The sequence below is a fragment of the Pseudonocardia broussonetiae genome (genome assembly GCF_013155125.1).
GTDB classification, from domain to species: Bacteria; Actinomycetota; Actinomycetes; order Mycobacteriales; family Pseudonocardiaceae; genus Pseudonocardia; species Pseudonocardia broussonetiae.
Window position 1 is genome coordinate 5,008,133 of record NZ_CP053564.1, and the last position, 21,445, is coordinate 5,029,577.

The 21,445-nt window shown below is 74.6% G+C and carries 16 protein-coding genes; 4 read left to right on the forward strand and 12 right to left on the reverse strand.

The genetic code is table 11. From position 1 onward, the window contains the following. The first annotated feature begins 6 nt into the window (after positions 1 to 6). The 4 genes from HOP40_RS24320 to HOP40_RS24335 are packed head-to-tail and all read left to right on the forward strand — an operon-like array spanning position 7 to position 3,066. Positions 7 to 1,269: a cysteine desulfurase gene (locus HOP40_RS24320; RefSeq protein WP_172162336.1), complete on the forward strand. Its 1,263-nt coding sequence runs from the start codon at positions 7 to 9 to the stop codon at positions 1,267 to 1,269. A gap of 1 nt (position 1,270) precedes the next feature. Continuing rightward, entirely contained in the window at positions 1,271 to 1,714 is a 444-nt protein-coding gene (sufU, locus tag HOP40_RS24325) for a Fe-S cluster assembly sulfur transfer protein SufU (RefSeq protein WP_172162338.1), read from the forward strand. Positions 1,715 to 1,752: 38 nt separating this feature from the next. Then, positions 1,753 to 2,100 (forward strand): metal-sulfur cluster assembly factor, encoded by a 348-nt coding sequence (locus HOP40_RS24330; RefSeq protein ID WP_172169042.1) that lies wholly within the window; start codon positions 1,753 to 1,755, stop codon positions 2,098 to 2,100. A gap of 15 nt (positions 2,101 to 2,115) precedes the next feature. Next, positions 2,116 to 3,066 (forward strand): LLM class flavin-dependent oxidoreductase, encoded by a 951-nt coding sequence (locus tag HOP40_RS24335; RefSeq protein WP_240157244.1) that lies wholly within the window; start codon positions 2,116 to 2,118, stop codon positions 3,064 to 3,066. A gap of 1,041 nt (positions 3,067 to 4,107) precedes the next feature. Here HOP40_RS24335 and HOP40_RS24340 read toward each other — a convergent pair. From HOP40_RS24340 to HOP40_RS24395, 12 genes are all read right to left on the reverse strand, one after another. Next, a complete protein-coding gene (locus tag HOP40_RS24340) occupies positions 4,108 to 5,559 on the reverse strand; it encodes a GH1 family beta-glucosidase (RefSeq protein WP_172162340.1) in 1,452 nt (483 codons plus the stop codon). Beyond that, entirely contained in the window at positions 5,556 to 6,443 is an 888-nt protein-coding gene (locus tag HOP40_RS24345) for a carbohydrate ABC transporter permease (RefSeq protein WP_240157246.1), read from the reverse strand. Before HOP40_RS24345 ends, HOP40_RS24340 begins: the two co-directional genes overlap by 4 nt. Then, positions 6,440 to 7,408, reverse strand: a complete 969-nt coding sequence (locus tag HOP40_RS24350) for a carbohydrate ABC transporter permease (protein WP_240157247.1) — start codon at positions 7,406 to 7,408, stop codon at positions 6,440 to 6,442. Before HOP40_RS24350 ends, HOP40_RS24345 begins: the two co-directional genes overlap by 4 nt. 5 nt (positions 7,409 to 7,413) lie before the next feature. After that, positions 7,414 to 8,736, reverse strand: a complete 1,323-nt coding sequence (locus tag HOP40_RS24355) for an ABC transporter substrate-binding protein (RefSeq protein WP_172162342.1) — start codon at positions 8,734 to 8,736, stop codon at positions 7,414 to 7,416. Between the two features lie 146 nt (positions 8,737 to 8,882). Further along, the gene (locus tag HOP40_RS24360; RefSeq protein ID WP_172162344.1) at positions 8,883 to 9,914 is read right to left on the reverse strand and encodes a LacI family DNA-binding transcriptional regulator; all 1,032 of its coding nucleotides are present in this window, start codon (positions 9,912 to 9,914) and stop codon (positions 8,883 to 8,885) included. A gap of 74 nt (positions 9,915 to 9,988) precedes the next feature. Beyond that, positions 9,989 to 10,810 (reverse strand): formate dehydrogenase accessory sulfurtransferase FdhD, encoded by an 822-nt coding sequence (gene fdhD / locus HOP40_RS24365; protein WP_172162346.1) that lies wholly within the window; start codon positions 10,808 to 10,810, stop codon positions 9,989 to 9,991. Continuing rightward, positions 10,810 to 12,723, reverse strand: a complete 1,914-nt coding sequence (locus HOP40_RS24370; RefSeq protein WP_172162348.1) for a molybdopterin biosynthesis protein — start codon at positions 12,721 to 12,723, stop codon at positions 10,810 to 10,812. The genes fdhD and HOP40_RS24370 overlap by 1 nt, the downstream gene beginning before the upstream one ends. A gap of 35 nt (positions 12,724 to 12,758) precedes the next feature. Beyond that, complete coding sequence (locus HOP40_RS24375; protein ID WP_205346895.1) at positions 12,759 to 13,994, reverse strand: molybdopterin molybdotransferase MoeA; 1,236 nt, start codon at positions 13,992 to 13,994, stop codon at positions 12,759 to 12,761. Positions 13,995 to 14,007: 13 nt separating this feature from the next. Continuing rightward, positions 14,008 to 15,744, reverse strand: coding sequence for an NAD(P)H-dependent oxidoreductase subunit E (locus HOP40_RS24380; protein ID WP_205346896.1), 1,737 nt, complete (start codon positions 15,742 to 15,744; stop codon positions 14,008 to 14,010). Further along, on the reverse strand, positions 15,745 to 18,681 hold the full coding sequence (fdhF, locus tag HOP40_RS24385; RefSeq protein ID WP_172162350.1) for a formate dehydrogenase subunit alpha: 2,937 nt from the start codon (positions 18,679 to 18,681) through the stop codon (positions 15,745 to 15,747). It lies immediately after the preceding gene. A 73-nt stretch (positions 18,682 to 18,754) separates the two neighbouring features. Then, on the reverse strand, positions 18,755 to 20,569 hold the full coding sequence (locus tag HOP40_RS24390; RefSeq protein ID WP_172162351.1) for an aldehyde ferredoxin oxidoreductase family protein: 1,815 nt from the start codon (positions 20,567 to 20,569) through the stop codon (positions 18,755 to 18,757). Between the two features lie 19 nt (positions 20,570 to 20,588). Beyond that, positions 20,589 to 21,440, reverse strand: coding sequence for an NTP transferase domain-containing protein (locus tag HOP40_RS24395; RefSeq protein ID WP_172162353.1), 852 nt, complete (start codon positions 21,438 to 21,440; stop codon positions 20,589 to 20,591). Positions 21,441 to 21,445: the final 5 nt, after the last annotated feature.

Consider the following 21,445-nt stretch of genomic DNA (forward strand, 5'->3'; position numbering starts at 1 on the left):
GGTCTGATGGACGTCACGAAGATCCGGGCGGACTTCCCGATCCTCGCGCGCACCGTGCGCGGGGGTCGGCCGCTGGTCTACCTCGACTCGGGGGCCACCGCGCAGCGCCCGCGCCAGGTGCTCGACGCCGAGCGCAGCTTCCTGGAGCAGCACAACGCGGCGGTGCACCGCGGTGCGCACCAGCTCGCCGAGGAGGCCACCGACGCCTACGAGTCGGCCCGCGCGCGGATCGCCGCGTTCGTCGGCGCCGACCCGGGCGAGGTCGTCTTCGTCAAGAACGCCACCGAGGGCATCAACCTCGTGGCGTACGCGATGGGCAACGCCGCGGGCTTCCCCGGCGCGGAGCGCTTCGAGATCGGCCCGGGCGACGAGATCGTCGTCACCGACCTCGAGCACCACGCCAACCTCGTGCCCTGGCAGGAGCTGTGCCGGCGCACCGGTGCCGTGCTCAAGTGGTTCCAGGTGGGTGACGACGGCCGGCTCGACCTCGGCAGTGGTTCCGACGGTGGGGACCCGATCACCGAGCGCACGAAGATCGTCGCGTTCGCGCACCAGTCCAACGTGCTCGGCACGATCCTGCCGGTGGCGGAGCTGTCGCGCCGCGCGCGGGCGGTCGGCGCGCTGGTCCTGCTCGACGCGTGCCAGTCGGTGCCGCACATGCCGGTCAACCTCACCGAGCTCGACGTCGACTTCGCCGTGTTCTCCGGGCACAAGATGCTCGGTCCGTCCGGGGTCGGCGTGCTCTACGGCCGCGCGGAGCTCCTCGCCGCGATGCCCCCGTTCCTGACCGGCGGGTCGATGATCGAGATGGTGCGGATGGAGGGGTCGACCTACGCCCCGCCGCCGCAGCGCTTCGAGGCCGGGGTGCCGATGACGTCGCAGGCCGTGGGCCTGGCGGCGGCCGTCGACTACCTCACCGAGATCGGCATGGACGCGGTGCACGCGCACGAGCAGGAGCTCACCGCGCTGGCGATCGAGGGGCTGTCGTCGGTCCCCGGCGTCCGGGTGATCGGCCCGGCCACCACCGACGACCGCGGCGGGGCCGTCGCGTTCGTCGTCGACGGCGTGCACGCGCACGACGTCGGCCAGGTCCTCGACGACCGCGGCGTCGCGATCCGCGTCGGCCACCACTGCGCGTGGCCGCTGCACCGCCGCTTCGGCGTGGCCGCCACGGCCCGCGCGTCGTTCCACGTCTACAACACCCCCGAGGAGGTCACCGCGCTGGTCGACGGCGTGCGGGCCGCCCGGGAGTTCTTCGGAGTGGCCTGAGATGCAGCTGGAGCAGATGTACCAGGAGATCATCCTGGACCACTACCGCACGCCGCACGGCGCCGGACTGCGCGAGCCGTTCGACGCCGAGTCGTTCCAGATCAACCCGACCTGCGGCGACGAGATCACGCTGCGCGTGAAGCTCGACGGCGACACGGTCGCGGAGGTCTCGCACGACACGCTGGGGTGCTCGATCAGCCAGGCGTCGGCGTCGGTGCTCACCGACCTCGTCGTCGGGCGGTCGGTGGGCGACTCGATGAAGATCCTGCAGGCGTTCCAGGAGATGACGCAGGGGCGCGGCAAGGTCGAGCCCGACGAGGACGTGCTCGGTGACGGCGTCGCGTTCGCCGGCGTCGCGAAGTACCCGGCGCGCGTCAAGTGCGCGCTGCTGGGCTGGATGGCGTTCAAGGACGCCGTCGTCCGCACGGAAGGGGAGAAAGCGTGAGCGAGACCGACGAGACCGTCGTCCGGGGTGCCGCCGGCATGCCCGAGCCGCCCGCGCCCGCCGCGGGCCCGTCGATCGACGACCTCGAGGAGGCCATGCGCGACGTGGTCGACCCCGAGCTCGGCATCAACGTCGTCGACCTGGGCCTGGTGTACGGGATCCAGGCCGTCGACGGCGTGGCCACGATCGACATGACGCTGACGAGCGCGGCCTGCCCGCTGACCGACGTCATCGAGGAGCAGACCCGCTCCGCGCTGACCGGTGGCGGCCAGGGCGGCCTGGTCGACGACATCAAGATCAACTGGGTCTGGATGCCGCCGTGGGGCCCGGACAAGATCACCGAGGACGGCCGCGAGCAGCTGCGCGCCCTCGGCTTCCGCGTCTGATCCGCGTCGGCTGAGGTGACCCCGGCGTCCGGCGTGCGGCTGGGGGCGATGCTCCGGCGGGAGGTCCCGCCGGAGCACACGGTCGCGTACGCGCGGGGCGTCGAGGCGCTGGGCTTCGACGAGCTGTGGCTCGTCGAGGACTGCTTCTACGCCGGCGCGGTCGCCGCGGGCGCGGTCGCGCTCGCGGCCACCGAGCGGATCGAGGTCGGCCTCGGGGTCCTGCCAGCCGTGTTCCGCAACCCGGCCGCCACCGCGCTCGAGGTGGCCGCCCTGGCCCGCATGTTCCCCGGGCGGCTGCGGCCCGGGCTGGGCCACGGCGTCACGGGGTGGATGCGGCAGATCGGCGCGTTCCCGTCGTCGCAGCTCGCGGCGCTGGAGGAGACCACGTCGGCGCTGCGGGCGCTGCTGCGCGGGGAGCGGGTCACCGTCGACGGGCGGCACGTGCACCTCGACGACGTGGTCCTGGAGTTCCCGCCGCCGGTCGTGCCGCCGGTGGCCACCGGCGTGCGCGGGCCGCGGTCGCTGCGGGTGTCGGGGCGGGTCGCCGACGGCACGGTCCTGACCGAGCTGTCCGTGCCGTCCTACGTCCGGTGGGCGCGGGAGCGGATCGACGAGGGCCGCGCCGAGGCCGGCCGCACCGACCCCCACCACCTCACCGTCTACGCCTACGCGGCGCCCGACCGCGCGGCCCTGCTCCCGCTCGTCGCCGACGGCCTGCGCGGCGGCGGGGGGGCGGGGCAGTGGGGGGAGCTGGCCGACCCGATCGCGTCCTGGCGCGAGGCCGGCGGGTCGGGGGACCTGCCCGACGCCTGGCTCGACGCGTTGACGGTGTCGGGTGACGGGGCCCGGGGGTCTCTCGCGGCACTGGTGGAGGCCGGCGCTGATTCGGTCGTGCTGATCCCGGCGGCGGAGGACCCGGACGATGCGCTCGCGGAGCTGGGTGCCCTGCGGTCCGTGTTGAGCTGAGGCCGGTACTCCGGTTCTTGCGGTCCGCTGAGTCCGATGGGTGGCGGCCGCTGAGCGCTCTCGTGTTCCGCGGAACGCGGCTTGCCGCGTTCGGTTCCGCCGGTGCTGCCGGGTGGTCGTGCGTTCCGCGGAACGCTCCTCGGCGGGGCCGGTACCCGGCGCGACCGGGCGGTCGTGCGTTCCGCGGAACTCTGCTCGCCGGGGCTGGTACCCGGCGCTGCCTGGCGTTCCTGCGTTCCGCGGAACGCGCGGTTCGCGGGGTTCGAGTTACCGCGCGCCGGGCGCTCGTGCGCTCCGCGGAACGCGACCGGAGCGCCGGCCGCTGGCACCGGTACTCAGCCCGAGGGGCGAGCAGCGCTCCGAAGTGTTCCGCGGAACGCGCAGGCGGGTGATCACCGCCAGCCGTACCTCACGGTCGTCGAGCCGGCCGTGGCGTGCGGGACGCGGCGATCACCGCTGCCATAGCAGGGGGTGATTGCCCGTCCGCCGCACCTCACGGTCGTGCCGCGGACCGTCAGGTGCGGTCGGCAGCGATCGCCGGCCGTCGGTGCAGCGCTGGACCGGTGCGCGTTCCGCGGAACGCAGCTGGCCGAGGCGGCGCGGGCACGGGAGCGTTCCGCGGAACGCGCAGGCTCGGTCTCACTGCCGGCCGCACCTCACGGTCATCGAGCCGGCCATGGCGTGCGGTACGCGGCGATCACCACCGCTGCAGCAGCGGGTGATCGCCGTCCGCCGCACCTCACGGCCGTGCCGCGGACCGTCAGGTGCGGACGGCGGCGATCACCAACCCGCGGTGCCACCCCGGAGACCCGGTGCGCGTTCCGCGGAACGCGGTCGGCGCGGGTACTGCGTGTGCGGGCGTGCGGAGCGGCAGGCGGACAGCGTTCCGCGGAACGCACGGAACCGCGGTGCCACCCCGGACACCGGCCGGCGCGCGTTCCGCGGAACGCGCACCGGCCGGAGTCGCCGCGGGCACGGCTGCGTTCCGCGGAACGCACCGCACCGGTGGCCCACCCACCAGGGGTCACCGGCGCGGTGCCGTCAGGGCTGGACCGCGTTCGCCCGGATCACGTCGGCGTAGAACAGGGCGCTGTCCTTGACCGTGCGCTCCTGCGTGTCGTAGTCGACGTGCACGATCCCGAAGCGCTTCCCGTACCCCCAGGCCCACTCGAAGTTGTCGAGCAGCGACCACACGCAGTACCCGATCACCGGCGCCCCCGCGGCGATCGCGGCGTGCACGGCGGCGATGTGGGTGCGCAGGTACTCGCGGCGGTCGGGGTCGGCGACCCGGCCGTCCGCCCCCACGACGTCGGGGAACGCGGCCCCGTTCTCGGTGACCATCAGCTCCAGGCCCGGGTGCTCGCGCGCCATCCGGACCAGCAGCTCGGTCATGCCGCGGGGGTCGATGCCCCAGCCCATGTCGGTCTTGCGGCCCGGGCGGCGCGGGAACTCGACGTCCTCGCACGCGATCCAGGGGCTCGCGGCCCCGTCGCCGTGGCCGTCGGCGTACTCCTTGGGCCGCTCGCGCGTCCAGTGCCGCACGACGGTGGGGGAGTAGTAGTTGACGCCGAGCACGTCGACGCCCCCCGCCGCGATGACGTCGAGGTCACCGGGCCGGACGAAGCCCCAGTCGGTGACGGACGCGGTGTCGACGAGGACGTCGGAGGGGTAGGTCCCGTGCAGCAGCGGGTCGAGGAAGACCCGGTTCTGCAGGCCGTCGACGCGGCGGGCGGCGTCGACGTCACGGGCCGACGGGGTCTCCGGTCGCACCCACACGAGGTTGAGGCTGATCGACACCCGGGCGTCCGGGACGGCGCGGCGGACCGCGGCCGCGCCGAGGCCGTGGGCCAGGTTGAGGTGGTGCACCGCGGCGAGCGCGGCGGCGTCCTCGGTGCGGCCCGGGGCGTGGACCCCGCTGGCGTAGCCGAGGTAGGCGGTGCACCACGGCTCGTTGAGCGTGATGAACAGCCGCACCCGGTCGCCCAGCGCGGCGGCGACGACCCCGGCGTACTCGCCGAACCGCTCCGCCGTGCTCCGCGACGCCCAGCCGCCCGCGTCCTCCAGGGCCTGCGGCAGGTCCCAGTGGTAGAGCGTGACGGCCGGGGTGATGCCCGCGGCCAGCAGCGCGTCGACCAAGCCGGAGTAGAACGCGACGCCCTCGGCGTTGACCGGCCCCAGCCCGTCGGCGGTGACCTGCGGCGTGATCCGCGACCAGGACACCGAGAACCGGTAGGAGGTGAGCCCGAGCCGTTTCATGAGCGCGACGTCGTCGCGGAAGCGGTGGTAGTGGTCGTCGGCGACGTCCCCGGTGTCGCCGCCCGCGATCCGGCCGGGCGTGTGGGCGTAGGTGTCCCAGATCGACGGGGTGCGCCCGCCCTCCGCGACGGCGCCCTCGATCTGGTACGCCGCGGTGGCCGAGCCCCAGAGGAACCCGGGAGGGAACGTGAGCGGCAGGGTCGTCGGCTGGGCTTGCGTGGTGGTCACACCGGTCATCCCTTCACGGCGCCGGCGATGATGCCGCCGACGATCTGACGGCCCAGCAGGAGGAAGACCACGATCACCGGCAGCGTCCCGACGAGCGTGCCCGCCATGATCACCGAGGTGTCCGGGACGTACCCGCTGCCGAGGTTGTTGAGGGCCACCTGCACGGTGGGGTTGGAGGAGTTGAGCGTGATGACGGGCCAGAAGAAGTCGTTCCAGGCCGTCATGAACGTGAGCATCGCGAGCACCGCCATGCCCGGGCGGGCGATCGGCAGGACGATCGACCAGAAGGTCCGCAGCGACGTGGCGCCGTCGACCTTGGCCGCGTCCAGGAGCTCGTCGGGCAGCGTCTGGATCAGGTACTGGCGCATGAAGAACACCCCGAAGCACTGCACCAGCGACGGCAGGATCACCGAGCTGAGGTCGCCGGCCAGGCCGAGGGTCGCCATGAGCGCGTAGAGCGGGACGACGCCGAGGCTCGGCGGGATCATCATCGTGCCCAGCGCGATCCCGAACAGGACGTTGCGCCCGCGGAAGCGCATCTTGGCGAACGCGAACCCGGCCAGCGTGCACAGCAGCACCGTGCTGACGGTGATCACACCGGAGACGATCATGGAGTTCATCAGGGCGAGCCCGATGTCCTGGGACTCGACCGCCTTGACGATGTTGGACCACAGGTCCGGCCCCGGCAGCAGCGGCGGCGGGGTCTGGTTCATCTCCGCCATCGGCCGGCTGGCCGCGACGATCATGTAGTAGAAGGGGACGAGGAAGACGAACGCGGTGAGCGCCAGCAGGACGTAGGCGAGCCAGCCCGCGGAGTCGTTGCGCCGCAGCCGCTTCCGCGACGACGACGCCGCGACGACCGTCACCGGCGGGCGTTCCAGGGTGGCCGTCACGGCTGCCTCCGCCTCGTGATCGCGGTGTTGACCAGCACCAGCACGATGATCAGCAGGAACGTCACCCAGGCGACGGTGGCGGCGCGGCCGAGGCTGCCGTAGGTCCAGCCCTGCTGGTACATGAACAGGCCGAGCGTCTGGTACTGGCCCAGCGCGCCGCCGTCGGGCTGGCCGCCGCCGAAGATCAGCGGCTCGCCGAAGAGCTGGCTCGCGCCGATCGTCGAGACGACGGCGGTGAACAGGATCGTCGGCCGGAGCCCGGGCAGCGTGACGTGGCGGAACTGCTGCCAGCGGCTGGCGCCGTCGAGCGCGGCGGCCTCGTAGAGGTCCTGGCTGATCGACTGCATGCCGGCCAGGTAGATCAGCGCGTTGTAGCCCGTCCAGCGCCAGATGACGATGATCGAGATGGCGAGCTGCGCGGTCCAGTCGCCGTTGCGCCAGTCGACCGCGTCGACCCCGACGACGCCGAGCAGCCAGTTGACGGCACCGGCGTCGCGCCCGAACAGCTGCGCGAAGACCAGCGCCGCGGCCGCCACCGAGGTGGCGTACGGCATGATCATCGCGACGCGGAAGAACGTGCGGCCGCGCATGCGGTAGTTCAGCAGGTGCGCGAGGCCCAGGGCGATCATGAGCTGCGGCACCGTCGAGAGGACGCCGATGGTGAACGTCTTCCACAGCGAGTTGTAGAAGTCGGGGTTGGAGAACAGCCAGACGTAGTTCTCCAGTCCGAGCCACTTCATCTCGGAGCCGAGCTTGTAGGAGTGCAGGCTGATCCAGGCGGTCTGGACCAGCGGGAACAGACCGAACGCGGCGAAGAGCAGGAAGAACGGGGCCACGTAGACGTAGGGCGCGGTGCGCTCCTCGGCCTGGAAGAGCCGGGTGCGCCAGGAGCGGCGTGGGGTCCCGGACCCCGGGGGCGGCGTGCGCTCCCCGGGGACCGGGCGTGCGGGGGTGGAGATCGACACGGAGGTCAGCTCACCTGGTTCGAGACGGTGCTCAGCGCGGAGTTCCAGGCGTCGGCCGGCGCGACGCCGTTGGCCTCCACCGACAGCAGGGCCTCCACCATGGCGCTCTTGATGACGCCGTCCTCCGGGCCGAGGATCTGCACCGGGGCGTTGGCGGTCGAGGTGGAGAAGATCTGGCCGATCGGGGCGCCGTTGAACCACGGGTCGGTCGCGTCGGCGACCATCTCGATGCCGCCGGTCGTCGACGGGAAGTTGCCGGCGGAGGCGAAGACCTCGGCCTGGCGCTCCGGGGCGGTGAGCCAGGCGATCAGCTCGGCGGCCTCCTCGACGTTCTCGCTGGAGGCGGGGATGCCCAGGTAGGCGCCGCCCCAGTTGCCGCCGGCACCGCCGGGCAGCGTCGTGACGTTCCACAGGCCCGAGCCGGCGTCGCCGGCCTTGCCCTTGATGTAGCCGATCATCCACGAGGGGCAGGCGATGGTGGCGAAGCTGCCGGAGGCGAAGCCCGCGTCCCAGCCCGGGTCGACGAACTGCTCCAGGCGTGCGGTGAGCCCGGCCTGGCCGGCCGCCGCTGCGGTGTCGAACGCGGCGCGGACGGCGGGGTTGGAGTCGTGCACCAGGGTGCCCGCCTGGTCGTAGTAGATCGTCTGCTCGGTGGAGACGATCGCGTTGTAGAACCCGCCCGCGGAGTCCATCCACGCGCTGCCCGCGGGAGCGGCCGCCTGGTACTCGCGGCCCAGGGCCACGTAGTCCTCCCAGCTCGTCATCCGGGCCGACAGGGCCGCGGGCTCGGTGGGCAGGCCGGCCTGGGCGAGCAGGTCGCTGCGGTAGCAGATGCCCATCGGGCCGATGTCGGTGCCGAGGCCCAGGACGGCGCCGTCGGGGGTGGTGGCCGCCGGCTCCTTCCACTCGACGTAGTTGCCGATCGAGCCGGCGGCCGGCGTGTTGCGCAGGTCCGTCCACAGCTCGGCCTGGTTGGCGACGACGTCGGCGATGCGCGCGACCTCGATGCCCTGGATGTCGGCGACGCCGCTGCCCGAGGCGAGGCGCGTCTGCAGCGCGGGCCAGTACTTGTCCTCGCCCTGCGTGGACTCGTAGGTGATGGTGACGCCGGGGTGCTCGGCCTCGTAGCGGTCGAACAGGCCGAGCTCCTCGTAGCCGAACGTGCCGAAGAGGCTGACGGTCAGCTCGGTGGTGCCGTCGTCGGCGGCCGCGCCACCGCCCCCGCCGCAGGCGGCGAGGAGCAGCGTGCCGGCCACCGCGGCGGCGAGGGTCGTGCGTGCGGTCCGCACCCGAGTGGTCCTCGGGGTGGTGCGGGGGGTCGTGGTCATGCGATGTCCTCCAGGCCCGGCGTCGTCGTCGGCGATAGGGGCGTCTCTGTGAGAGCGCGCTCACACCGTGAGGAGGAGAGTGGCCCCCTCGCGGTGAGATGTCAAGAGAGCGCTCTCACGAGGTGGTGGACGGGGAAGGGCCGGGCTCACGCGGAGGCGCGCCGGACGATCTCCGTCGGCAGGATCACCGGCGCCTGCGGCTCGCCGCCGTGGGTGATCTGGTCGAGCAGCAGCGTGGCCAGCGTGCGGCCCATCTCGACCATCGGCTGGCGCACCGTCGTGAGCGGGGGCTGCGCGGACACGGCGATCGCGGAGTCGTCGAAGCCGACCACGGCGACGTCCTCGGGCACGCGCCTGCCCGCCTCCCGCACCGCCTGCAGCGCACCCACCGCCATCAGGTCGTTCGCGGCGAACACGGCGTCGATCAGGGGGTCGGCGGCGAGCAGGTCGGCCATCGCGCGGCGGCCCCCGACGATGCTGAAGTCGCCGTCGGCGCTGCCCGCGTCGACGACGTCGTGGGCGGCGAGCTCGGCCCGGAACCCGTCGACGCGGTCGACCGAGGCGGCCATGTCGAGCGGGCCGGTGATCGTCGCGATCCGCCTGCGGCCCTGCTGGGCCAGCAGCCGGACGGCCGCCATCGCCCCGCCCACGTTGTCGGCGTCGACGTAGGTGAGCGGCGTGCGGGCCTGGTGGGCGAACGGGCGCCCGGAGAGCACCACGGGCACGCCGGCGTCCTGCAGGCGGCGGGGGAGCGGGTCGTCGCCGTGCAGGGAGACCAGGATCGCGCCGTCGAGGTGACCGCCCAGCGCGAAGCGCTCGAAGCGCTGGCGCTCGGTGTCGTCGCCGCTGACGACGGCGAACACGAGCTGCATGTCGTGGCGGGCGACCACACCGTGCGCGCCGTGCAGGACCTGCGAGAAGTAGGGGTCGGCGAAGAACCGGTCTTCGGACTCCGCGACGACGAACGCGATCGAGTCGCTGCGCCGCGTCATGAGCGAGCGGGCGGCGCGGTTGGTGACGTAGTGCAGCTCGGCGGCGGCGGCCAGCACGGCGTCACGCGCCCGCGGACCCACCTTGGTGGAACCCGACAGCACCCGGCCCGCGGTCGCCCGCGACACCCCGGCCAGCGCGGCCACCGACTCCAGCGTGGGCGCCCCGCGCCCGTCCCGCCCCGACATCCGCCCTCCGGTCCACACAGGTGCCGCCCGGCACCGCCGGGCTCATCGTCGCAGGTGCGGTCCCGGACCCGGGCTCAGGTCACGCGGGCGTCGTGGCTGTAGACGTTCATCGTCTCCCCGCGCAGGAACCCGACGAGCGTGACACCCGCGTCCTGGGCCAGCTCGACGGCGAGCGAGCTGGGCGCCGACACCGCGCTGAGCAGCGGCACCCCGGCCATCACGGCCTTCTGCACCAGCTCGAACGACGCCCGCCCCGACACCATGAGCACCGTGCCGGCGGCGGGGACGCGGTCCTGGAGCAGCGCCCAGCCGAGCACCTTGTCGACGGCGTTGTGCCGGCCGACGTCCTCGCGCGCCACGAGCAGCTCCCCGTCGGCGGTGAACAGGCCGGCGCCGTGCAGGCCGCCGGTGGAGTCGAACAGCTTCTGCGCGCCGCGCAGGGCGTCGGGGAGGGCGCTGAGCACGGCGGGCGTGACCACCAGCGGGTCGGCGGCGGGGGAGAAGCGGGTCTTGAGCCGCACCGCGTCGAGGCTCGCCTTGCCGCAGACCCCGCACGACGACGTCGTGTAGAAGTTGCGCTCCAGGCTCGCGTCCGGCGGCTCGACGCCCGCGGCCAGTGCGATGTCGAGGACGTTGTAGGTGTTGCGGCCGTCGTCGTCGAAGGAGTCGCAGTAGCGCGCGGTGAGCACGTCGGACGCCGAGCCGAGCACGCCCTCGGTGAGCAGGAACCCGTGCGCGAGCTCGACGTCGTGCCCGGGCGTGCGCATCGTGACCGACAGCGGCTTCCCGTCGACGCGCAGCTCGAGGGGCTCCTCGGCGGCGAGGGTGTCGAGCGTGCGCCGTCGACCGTCCGGCCCGATCCGCACGACCGGCCTGCGGACGCTCAGTCGCCCCATCAGCGCACCCTTCTCCCCGTCTCCGCGCACGAGTACCCACCGAGGGCCTCGATCCCACCCCGGAACGCCGGGTCGTCGAGCAGCGCCCACAGCGGCGCGAGCAGCGGGTCGTCCAGCGCGTCGGCGCGGACCACCAGGTCGTAGGGCTCCTGCGCGACCGGCACGAAGTCCAGGCCGAACGCGCGGGCGGCGGCGAGGATGCCCATGCCCGCGTCGGCGCGCCCGGCGGCGACCGCGGCGGCCACCGCGAGGTGCGTGTGCTCCTCGCGGGCGTACCCCGGCACCGCCGACGGGTCGACGCCGCGCGCGCCCAGCTCGTGGTCGAGCAGGGCGCGGGTGCCGGCGCCGCGCTGGCGGTTGACGTAGCGCAGCCCGGGCCGGACCAGGTCGTCGATGCCGGTCAGCCCCAGCGGGTTGCCCGGCGCGACGATCAGGCCCTGGTCGCGGTGCACGAGGCGGACGACGGCGACGTCGAGGTCGCCCAGCAGGCGGTCGACGTAGGGCAGCGTGTACGCGCCGGTCGCCGGGTCGAGCAGGTGCGACCCGGCGAGGTGGCACAGCCCGTCGCGCAGTGCGACCAGCCCGCCGAGCGACCCGACGTTGGACGAGGCGAGCGTGAGCAGCGGGTCGGCGGAGCGCAGCGCGGAGGCGGCCATGTCGAGGACCAGGTCGTGCGAGCCGATGGCGACGATCGTCCGCGCGATCTCCGCGAGGCCGCGCAGCAGCTCCACCCGCACCCGCTCGCCCGCGTGGTGGCCCTCCACCCCGGCCGGCACGACGAGCAGCCCGTCGGCGCGCACCAGCGAGGTGAGCACCCCGGCGCCGCGGGGCAGCGGGGTGGCGACGACCTCGCCGCCGACGCGGCCCAGCCGCACGCGGACCCAGTCGTCGGACCCGATCACCGAGGCCAGCTTGCGGGCCAGGCGGGCGGTCGTCGACGGGCGCTCGCGCGGGGCGGCGCCCTCCAGCGCGGCGAGCAGCGGGAGGGCGAAGATCTCGAAGGTCAGCGCGGCCGACACGGGGTAGCCGGGCGCTCCCAGGACCGGCGTGCCGCCCTCGACCACGCCCAGGACGACCGGGTGCCCCGGGCGCACCGCCACCCCGTGCACGGCCAGCGTCCCGGCCCCGGCGACGACCCCGGCGGTGTGGTCGTCGCGCCCGGCGCTCGACCCGGCGATCAGCACGACGAGGTCGGCCCCGGCCGCCGCCGCGCGCAGCGCCGCGGTGATCCGCTCCGGGTCGTCGGGGACGATCTCCGTCGCCGCGGCCGTGCACCCGGCCTCCCGGGCCTGCGCGACCAGCATGATCGAGTTGGTGTCGAGGATCTCGCCCGGGCCGGGCTCGGTGCCGACCGGGCGGATCTCGTCGCCGGTCGGGATCACGACCACGTGCGGCCTGCGGTGCACCGCCGGGGCGACGGCCCCCGCCGCCGCGGCCGCCGCGACGTCGACGGGCCGCATCCGGTGCCCGGCCGGGAGCAGCAGCTCGGTGGCGCTGATGTCCTCGCCGATCGAGCGGACGTGCTCGTAGGGCGGCACGGCGGCGCGCAGCTCGGCCCGCCCGTCGGCGGTGTGGTGGACGTGCTCGCGCATCACCACGGCGTCGTAGCCCACGGGCATCGGGTCGCCGGTGTCGACCACGGCGAAGTCGGCGAGCAGCACCGGTGTGGTGTCGGCGGCGCCGACGGTCTCGGCCGCGCGCACCGCGATCCCGTCCATCGCGGCCGAGTCGAAGGCGGGCGAGGAGCGCACCGCCCACACCGGCTCGGCGAGGACGCGCCCGACGGCCCCGGCCACCGGTACGTGCTCGGTGCCCGTCCGCTCCGGGCACCCGGCCGCCGCGCACGCCGCCCGCCACGCCGCCGTCGCCTCGGCGGTGGGGACGTCGGAGACGAAGGGGCCGGAGCGGGTCACCGCACCGACGGTAACCGCGCCGGGGCCGCCGCCGGTCACCGGTGCAGGGTGACGATCACCTCGGTGCCCGCCGCGAGACCGGTCGCGGGCTCGGGCACCACGACGTACCCGTCGGCGCGGGTGAGCACCGACAGCAGCGCCGACGGCCCGAACACCGGGTGCGCCTCCCCGTCGCGCAGCTCGACCTGCACGACGTCGAGCCGGCCCGCCGCGGACGCGACGTCCCGGGCCAGGCGCGCCCGGGTGGCGGGCTGCGGCGGCGCGCCGGCCCCGGCGAGGCGCCACACCAGCGGCACGCCGACGAGCCCGAACACCACCAGCGCCGACAGCGGGTTGCCGGGCAGCCCGACCACCGGGACGCCGCCGCACTCCGCGAGCAGCGTCGGCTTCCCGGGCCGGATCGCGAGGCCGTGGCACCACACCTCGCCCAGCGCGGCGATCGCGCCGGCCGTCTCGTCGCGGGTGCCGACCGAGCTGCCCGCGGACACCACCACCAGGTCGGCGCGGGGCAGCACCCCGCGCAGCGCCGCGGTGAGCGCGCCCGGCTCGTCGCCCACGATCCCGGCGAGCTCCGGCACGCCCCCCGCGTCGGCCACGAGCGCGGCCAGCGCCGACGCGGTGGCGTCGCGGACCTGGCCGGGCGCCGGCTCGCGCGTCGACGGGGGCACGACCTCGTCGCCGGTGGACAGGATCACGACCCGGGGCCGCGCGTGCACGGCGATCTCCGTGACGCCCGCCGCGGCGAGCAGCCCGAGGTCGGGGGCGCGCAGGGGCCGACCGGCGCGCACCAGCACCCCGCCCGCGGCGACGTCCTCGTCGGCGCGGACCAGGCCCGCCCCGGGCGCGACCGGGCGCGTCACCTCGATCGTGCCGGGCATCGTCTCCGCGGTGTGCTCCACCATCACGACGGCGTCGGCACCCTCGGGCAGCACCCCGCCGGTGGGGATCGCGACGGCGCCGCCCGGCGGCACGGCGACGGTCGGTGCGCGGCCCATCCGCACCGCACCGGCCAGGTCGAGGTAGGAGGGCAGGCCCTCCGAGGCGCCGTAGGTGTCGGCGGCGCGCACCGCGAAGCCGTCGACGGTGGACTTCGCGAACCCGGGCAGGGCGGCGGCCGCGCGCACGGGCTCGGCCGGGACGCGGTGGCGGGCGTCGGCCGCCGCAACCGTCTCCACGGCGGTGCGACGGGCCGGGGTGAACCCGGCCAGCGCCTCGGCGACGGTGCGGGCGGTGAAGAACTCCCGCCCGCTCACCCCGTCCCCGGTGGGCACGACGCGGGACCGGTCATCGGTCGGGCTGCGCGGGCTCGCCACCGGGCTTCGGGTGGTCGCGGGCCGCGGCGCCGCCCTTGTCCAGCCCGAGCACGCTGACCACCGGGCCGAGCGCGACCTGGCCGAGGCCGCAGATGCTGGTCTTGCGCATCGCCTCCTCCAGCCGCAGGATCTGCGCGCGCTCGTCGTCGTCGAGCTCCGAGCGCCCGGCCAGCAGCTCGTGCGCCTTCGTCGACCCCACCCGGCAGGGCACGCACTTGCCGCACGACTCGTTGCGGAAGAAGCGCAGCACGTTCGTCGACGCGGCGAGCAGGTCGCTGCCCTCGGCCAGCACCACGAGCGCGCCCGAGCCGAGCATCGTGCCCGCCTCCGCGGCGCTGCCGAAGTCGAGCGCCGTGCCGAGGCGCTCGGGCCCGATGAAGTTCGACGAGGCGCCGCCGGGCTGGACGGCCCCGAGCGCGCGGCCCTCCGAGACGCCCCCGGCCAGCTCGATCAGCGCACCGACGGTGGTGCCCATCGGCACGCAGTAGACGTCGGGGCGCTCGACGTGCCCGGACACGGCGAAGAACTTCCACCCCACCGAGTCGCCGAGACCCTGGTCGGCCCACCACTGCGCGCCGCGCTGCACGATCACCGGCACGTCGGCGAAGGTCTCCACCGAGTTGATGAGGGTCGGGCGCCCGTGCAGGCCGTAGTTGCCGGGGAACGGGGGCTTGTTGCGGGGCTCGCCGCGGTGGCCCTCCATGCACTCCAGCAGCGCGGTCTCCTCGCCCAGGATGTAGCCGCCGGGGGAGACGAACACGTCCACCTGCCGCCCGGGGCCGACGAGCCCGGCCGCGCGCAGCGCGTCGATCTCCGCGCGCAGCACGTGCTCCTCGGGCCCGTACTCGTGCCGGATGAAGACCCAGCCCTCCTGCGCGTCGACGACCTCCATCGCGACGAGCAGCCCCTCCAGCACGAGGTGCGGCTGGGTGGCGAGGATCTGGCGGTCCTTGAACGTGCCGGGCTCGGACTCGTCGGCGTTGCAGATGACGTACTTCGTGGAGCCGGGCTGCGCGCCGCGGACCAGGTCCCACTTCTGCCCGGTCGGGAACCCGGCGCCGCCCATCCCGCGCAGGCCGGAGTCCTTCAGGGTCGCGATCACCGTGGCGGCGTCGACTTCCCCGTCACGCAGGGCGCGCAGGGTGGCGTAGCGCTGCGCGACGCCGGTGCCGGCCGGGTACGGGTCGTTGGGCCACGGCTCGTCGCGCTCCCGCGCGGGGGCGTCGCCGACACCGCCGGCGCGCGCCGCGGCCACGAGGTCGTCGACGTCGGACAGCGCGGCGGGCCGCTCGTTGACGGCCACCGCGGGGGCCACGTCGCAGCGGCCCAGGCAGGACACCTCGACGAGCTCGACGTCGCCCGGGTTGTCGCGGCCGCCCTCGCCGAACCGCTCGCGCAGCTCCGCGATCCGCTCCTCGCCGCCGCGCAGGAAGCAGGGCAGGTCGTGGCAGGCGTGCAGCGCCACCGCGGGCGGCGGCGACGTGCGGAAGTGCGGGTAGAACGAGACGAGCCCCTCGATCTCGTACCGGGGACGGCGGGCCTCGCGCGCCAGCTCCTCCAGCTCCTCGCGCGGCAGCCAGCCCAGGCGGGCCTGGATCGCGTTGAGCGCGGGGATCAGCGACGGGCCGGGGAACTTCCCCGCCCGCGCCTCGACCCCGGGCACCCGCCGGGCCCGCACCTCGCCGGCGCGCTCCGTGACGTCGGTCATTCAGAGAACCTCCACCTGCACGGCGCAGAACTTGAACTCGGGGATCTTGCCGAACGGGTCGACCTCGTCGATCGTCAGCAGGTTGGCCGCGGCCTCGCGGAAGTGGAACGGGATGAAGACGTTGCCCAGCTGCTCGCGGTGGCTGATCCGCACCTGCAGCTCGATCTCCCCGCGCCGCGACCGCGCCCGCACCCGCTGCCCGTGCGCCATCCCGCGCTCGGCCGCGTCCTTGGGGTGCATGTAGACCTCGGCGACCGGCGAGATCGCGTCGAGGGCGTAGGACCGCCGGGTCATCGAGCCGGTGTGCCAGTGCTCGAGCAGGCGCCCGGTGTTGAGCACCAGCGGGTACTCGCCGTCGGGCAGCTCCTTGGGCGGCAGCCACTGGGCGGGCACCAGGTGCGCGAGGCCGTCGTCGGTGTTGAAGCGCTCGACGAACATCACCACCGTGCCGTCGGTGTGCTCGGGGTCGGAGTTCGGGTAGAGCTTCCCCGACGAGCCGAGGTTGCCGTGCGCGAGGTTGGCGTAGGACGGCATCAGCGCGACCATCTCGTCGAACACCTCGCTCGGCGACCCGTACGCCCAGTCCAGGCCGACGCGCTGCGCGATGTCCTGCACGATCTCCCAGTCGGGCCGGGCCTGCCCGGGCGCGTCGAGGACCTTGCGGCCGAGCTGCACCCGCCGGTCGGTGTTGGTGTACGTGCCGTCCTTCTCCAGGTACGAGGTGGCCGGGAGGATCACGTCGGCGAACTCGGCGGTCTCGGTGAGGAAGATGTCCTGCACCACCAGGAAGTCCAGCGCCGACAGCGCCTTGCGCACCTTGTTGATGTTGGGGTCGGACAGGAACGGGTTCTCGCCCAGCATGTACATGCCACGCACCCCGCCGTCGGGCTGCAGCGCGCTGGAGATGATCTCCGTGACGGTCAGCCCGCGCTGCGGGTTGAGCGGGGTGCCCCAGGCCTCCTCGAACCGCGCCTGCGTCGCCTCGCGGTCGACGCCCTGGTAGTCGGGGTAGAACATCGGGATCAGCCCGGCGTCGGAGGCGCCCTGCACGTTGTTCTGGCCGCGCAGCGGGTGCAGCCCGGTGCCCGGGCGCCCGACGTTGCCGGTGATCGAGCACAGCGCGATCAGGCAGCGGGCGTTGTCGGTGCCGGTGGTGTGCTGGGAGATCCCCATGCCCCAGTAGACGACCCCGGCGCCCGCCTCGCCCCAGGTGCGCGCGACCTCCCGGATGGAGTCGGCGTCGACCCCGGTGATCTGCGCGGCGCGGTCGGGCGGGTAGTCGGCGACGGTGCGGGCGAGCTCGTCGTAGTTCGACGTGCGGGACGCGATGAACTCCCGGTCGATCAGCCCCAGCCGGATGACCTCGTGCATGACCGCGTTGTAGAACGCCACGTCGGTGCCCGGCTTGAGCTGGATGTGGATGTCGGCGTGCTCGGCGACGGTCGACGCCCTCGGGTCGACGTAGATGATCTTCGTGCCGCGCCGGCGGGCCTGCTTGAAGAAGCTCGACGCGACGGGGTGGTTCGCCGTCGGGTTGGAGCCGGTGATGATCACGACGTCGGCGTTGACGACGTCGCCGTAGGTGGTGGACACCGCCCCCGAGCCGACGCCCTCGAACAGCGCCGCCACCGACGACGCGTGGCACAGCCGCGTGCAGTGGTCGACGTTGTTGGTGCCGAAGCCGGTGCGGATCAGCTTCTGGAAGAGGTAGGCCTCCTCGTTGGAGCACTTCGCCGAGCCGAACCCGGCGATCGACTCCGGCCCGCCCTCGGCGTGGATCTCGCGCAGGCGGCGCGCGACGAGGTCGAGCGCCTCCTCCCAGGTGGCCTCGCGGAAGTGCGGCAGCACCTCGTCGTAGTCGACGAGCCCGCCGGGCTTGCGGTGGCCGCCGCGCTTGTCGCCGGGCTTGCGGCTGCGGTCCCCGCCGCCCCCGCCGCGGCCGCGGTCGTTGTCGCCGCCTCCCCGTCCGGTGGCCCGGTCGCCCGTGCCCTCGCCGCGGACGTCGGCCGACAGCGCGCCCTTCGGGTAGGCGGCGTCGACCCGGATCAGCGGGACCGTCAGGCGCTGCGGCGACGCGGCGTAGTCCCAGCCGTAGCGGCCCTTGACGCACAGCCGGCTCTGCGATCCGGGCTGGTCGCGGCCCTCGGCGAAGGAGATCGCGTTCTGCTCGCGGTCGACGCGGTAGGTGATGGCGCAGCCGACGCCGCAGTAGGGGCAGACGGACTCGACGGCGTCGAGCTCCTCGCGGGGGCGGATCGCGATGTCGCGGATCGACTTGTTCGTCAGCGCGCCGGTCGGGCACGCCTGCACGCACTCCCCGCAGGTGACGCAGGAGGACGCCCCCATCGGGTCGTCGAGGTCGAAGGCGATCCGGGTGGCGTAGCCCTTGCCGGTGCGGCCGATGACGTCGTTGCCCTGGATGTCGTCGCACGCGCGGACGCAGCGGTCGCAGAGGATGCAGGCGTCGTGGTCGACGTCGATGACGGGGTTCGACGAGTCGTGGCCCCGGCCCGAGCCGCACGGCAGCGCCCCCCGCTCGACGCCGAGGCCCTGCTCCAGCGCGAGCAGCAGGTTGTCGCCGGTGGTGGTCTGCTTCGGGTCCTCGGCGATCGGCGGCTGGTCGGCGACCAGCAGCTCGGTCAGCACGGCGCGGCTGCGGTCGAGCTCCTCGGAGGTGGTGACGACCTCCATGCCGTCCTCGCACGGCCGCACGCAGGCCGCCGCGAACACCCGCCCCCCGGTGTCGACCACGCACATCCGGCAGACGCCGACGGGGTCGTAGCGCTCGTCGTGGCACAGCACCGGGATGTCGACCCCGGCCCGCCTCGCGGCGTCGTAGATGGTCGTGCCCTCGGCGACGGTGACCTCGCGGCCGTCGATCGTGGCGGTCACGGTCGGGGCCGAGGTGGGCGCCGGCGGTTCCTGCAGCGTCGTCATGTCGTCCCCCGGTCGGCGGTGATGGCGGCCACCCGACACTAGAGGAACGGACGGCCGTCCACCGCTCCCCGTCTCACCCGTCGAGCAGGAGGTCCGCGGCGGCGTCCGGGCCGGGGCGGCCGGTCGCGTCGAGACCGCGGGCGGCGTAGTACCCGGCGACCATCGTCGCGAGCCGGTCGGCCGTGAGGGTCGCCGTGCGGCCGGACGCCAGCTCCAGCGGCGTCTGCAGCATCCGGGCCGGGAGGGTGTCGTCGGCGGCCGTCGCGCCCTCGCGGGCGTTGAACGCGCGCTTGGCGGCGACGATCCGCCGCGCGACCGCGCGCAGCTCGGCGGCGTCGACGTCCCAGCCGGTGACGGGCGCCAGCAGCGCGGCCCACTCGTCGAAGGGCTCGGTGAACACCCCGCGGAGGAACTTGCAGAGGATCATGGAGTCCATCACCGCGGCCCGGTCCTCGGTGCCGACGGCCGCGGCCACGTGCGCGGCGCCGCCGTCGAGCCGGTCGTGCTCGCCGGAGAGGTCGGCCTCGTAGGCGCCGGAGCGGTTGTGGTCGGCACCGCGGGAGTTGACGGCGAGGCCGAGCGCCATCGCCTGCAGCGTCCGGGGCTCGTACCCGGGCAGCTCCAGGCCCTTGACCTGCGGCGCGAAGTCGATCGACCCCTGCCCGACGACGTGCGCCGCCGCCCGCGAGCCCAGCGCGAGCAGCTCGCCCAGCCCGGGTTCGCGACGCCCGATGAGGTCCAGCGCCCGCAGCAGGGCGGCGCCGTCGCCGAAGCGCAGCCACGGCGCGACGTCGGCGATCCCGAGCAGCCCGCGCTCGGCGCACTCCATCGCCCACGCGACCGTGCCGCCCGCCGAGATGGTGTCCAGGCCCAGCTCGTCGCAGCGGGCGGAGGCGGCGAACACGTCGTCGGGGTCGGACACCCCGCACATCGGCCCGAGCGCGAACACGTTCTCGTACTCCATGCGCTGGCTGCCGCCGCCCTTGCGCGAGTAGATGTGCTCGCAGCCGATCGAGCAGGACGCGCAGCTGTTGCGGGCCACGCCGCGCAGCTCGTGGAGCTCCTCGGCGGCGAGGCGGTGCGCTCCGTCGAAGGTGGCGGCGGTGAAGTTGCGGGTCGGCAGCGTCGAGACGGCGTTGAACGCGAGCAGGTTGGCGAGCGTGCCCAGCTCGCGGTACTTGCTCGTGGCCGGGCCGAAGCTGCGCTCGCGCAGGTCCTTCGCGGCGGCCAGCACCGCGGCGGGGTCGGCGACCTCGGCGCGCGTGGCGGCCCGCACCAGCACCGCCTTGACGTTCTTCGCCCCCAGCACGGCCCCGAGCCCGCCGCGCCCGGCGTGCCGGCCGTCGTGGCTGACCGTGGCGTAGCGGACGCCCGCCTCGCCCGCCGGACCGATCGCGGCGGTGCTCCAGCCGCGCCCGAAGCGCTCGCGGACCGCGGTCTCGGCCTCGGCGGCGGGCAGGCCCGCCAGCTCGGGAGCGGGCTCGAGACGGGCGCCGTCGCCGTCGACGACGACCACCGAGAGCTCCGCGGCCCGGCCGCGCAGCACGATGGCGTCGTGGCCGGTCAGCTTCCCGGCGATGGCGAACCGGCTGGACGCCAGCGCGTCGGTCAGCAGCCCCGTCAGCGGTGACTTCGCGACGACGGCGAACTTCGCGCTCGTCGTCAGCGGGGTGCCGACCAGCGGGGAGAACACGAACGCCAGCGGCGCCTCCGGCGCGAGCGGGTCGACCCCGGCCGGCGCGAGGCGGTGCAGCAGCCAGGTGCCGAGCCCGACCCCGCCGAGGTAGGCGCGGAGCACCTCGTCGGACAGGGGCAGTGCGGTGCCGGTGGCGGTGCTGCCGTCGACGTCGACGACCAGCGCCCGTCCGAAGTACCCGCCCGCCGTCACACCGGCGACCGTACGCGCCTCAGCCCCCGGCGTCCGCCGACAGGAACGCCACGGAGTCGCCGGCGACCAGGGGGAGCAGGGGGTCGCGGGTGATGCGGTCACCGTTCAGCGCGGCGACGACGTGCCGGTCGAGCTCCAGCCCGAGCGCCTGCGCCGCGGCACCCAGCGTGGCGGCGGCGACGGTCCGCTGCCCGCGCCGGCCCCCGCCCGCGAGCGCGCCGAAGCACTGGACGACGACGTCGGCGGGCGGGCGGGCCCGGGCGGCGGTGTAGTCGGCGGGCTCGTTGACGTTGAGCACCGAGTCGAGGTCCGGGTCGAGGCGGGCGACGGCGGGGTCGGCGAGCAGGTCGGCGTCGTCGAGGCGGGCGACCGAGCAGTGCTCGTAGAGCATCCCGGGTCGGCTGCGCCCCTGCGCGATCAGCGAGGTGACCAGCTCGGCGAGCCCGGTGCGGTAGGCCGCGGCGAGGGGCTGGCGGAAGCCGCGGGCGAACGGCAGCGCCACGTCGACGCCCGGCCCGGACGCGCGCAGCACGCGCCGGACGAACGCCGGGTGCAGGAACGGCATGTCGGTGGAGCAGACGAACGCGGTGCCCGCCCGGTCGCGCAGCGCGGTCAGGCCGGTGGCGATGCCCTGCATCGGGCCGACGCCCTCGACCGGGTCCTCCACCACCTCGACGCCCGCGGGCAGCGCGGGCAGCTCCTGGCCCGGGGAGGCGACGACGAGGACCGGGCCGTCGACGGTGCGGGCGAGCAGCGCCGCCGTGCGGTGCAGCAGCGTGGAGCCGTGCCACTCCAGCGCCGCCTTCGCCCTGCCCATGCGCGACGAGCGGCCCCCGGAGAGGACGACCCCGGCCGTGCCCTCCGCGCCCATGCCGG

What these genes read in the sequence shown, in the direction of transcription:
- HOP40_RS24320 (WP_172162336.1), top strand. Translation starts at nt 7, where the DNA reads ATGGACGTCACGAAGATCCGGGCGGACTTCCCGATCCTCGCGCGCACC.
- sufU (WP_172162338.1), top strand. Translation starts at nt 1,271, where the DNA reads ATGCAGCTGGAGCAGATGTACCAGGAGATCATCCTGGACCACTACCGC.
- HOP40_RS24330 (WP_172169042.1), top strand. Translation starts at nt 1,753, where the DNA reads ATGCCCGAGCCGCCCGCGCCCGCCGCGGGCCCGTCGATCGACGACCTC.
- HOP40_RS24340 (WP_172162340.1), bottom strand. Translation starts at nt 5,559, where the DNA reads ATGACCGGTGTGACCACCACGCAAGCCCAGCCGACGACCCTGCCGCTC.
- HOP40_RS24355 (WP_172162342.1), bottom strand. Translation starts at nt 8,736, where the DNA reads ATGACCACGACCCCCCGCACCACCCCGAGGACCACTCGGGTGCGGACC.
- HOP40_RS24360 (WP_172162344.1), bottom strand. Translation starts at nt 9,914, where the DNA reads ATGTCGGGGCGGGACGGGCGCGGGGCGCCCACGCTGGAGTCGGTGGCC.
- fdhD (WP_172162346.1), bottom strand. Translation starts at nt 10,810, where the DNA reads ATGGGGCGACTGAGCGTCCGCAGGCCGGTCGTGCGGATCGGGCCGGAC.
- HOP40_RS24380 (WP_205346896.1), bottom strand. Translation starts at nt 15,744, where the DNA reads ATGACCGACGTCACGGAGCGCGCCGGCGAGGTGCGGGCCCGGCGGGTG.
- fdhF (WP_172162350.1), bottom strand. Translation starts at nt 18,681, where the DNA reads ATGACGACGCTGCAGGAACCGCCGGCGCCCACCTCGGCCCCGACCGTG.
- HOP40_RS24395 (WP_172162353.1), bottom strand. Translation starts at nt 21,440, where the DNA reads ATGGGCGCGGAGGGCACGGCCGGGGTCGTCCTCTCCGGGGGCCGCTCG.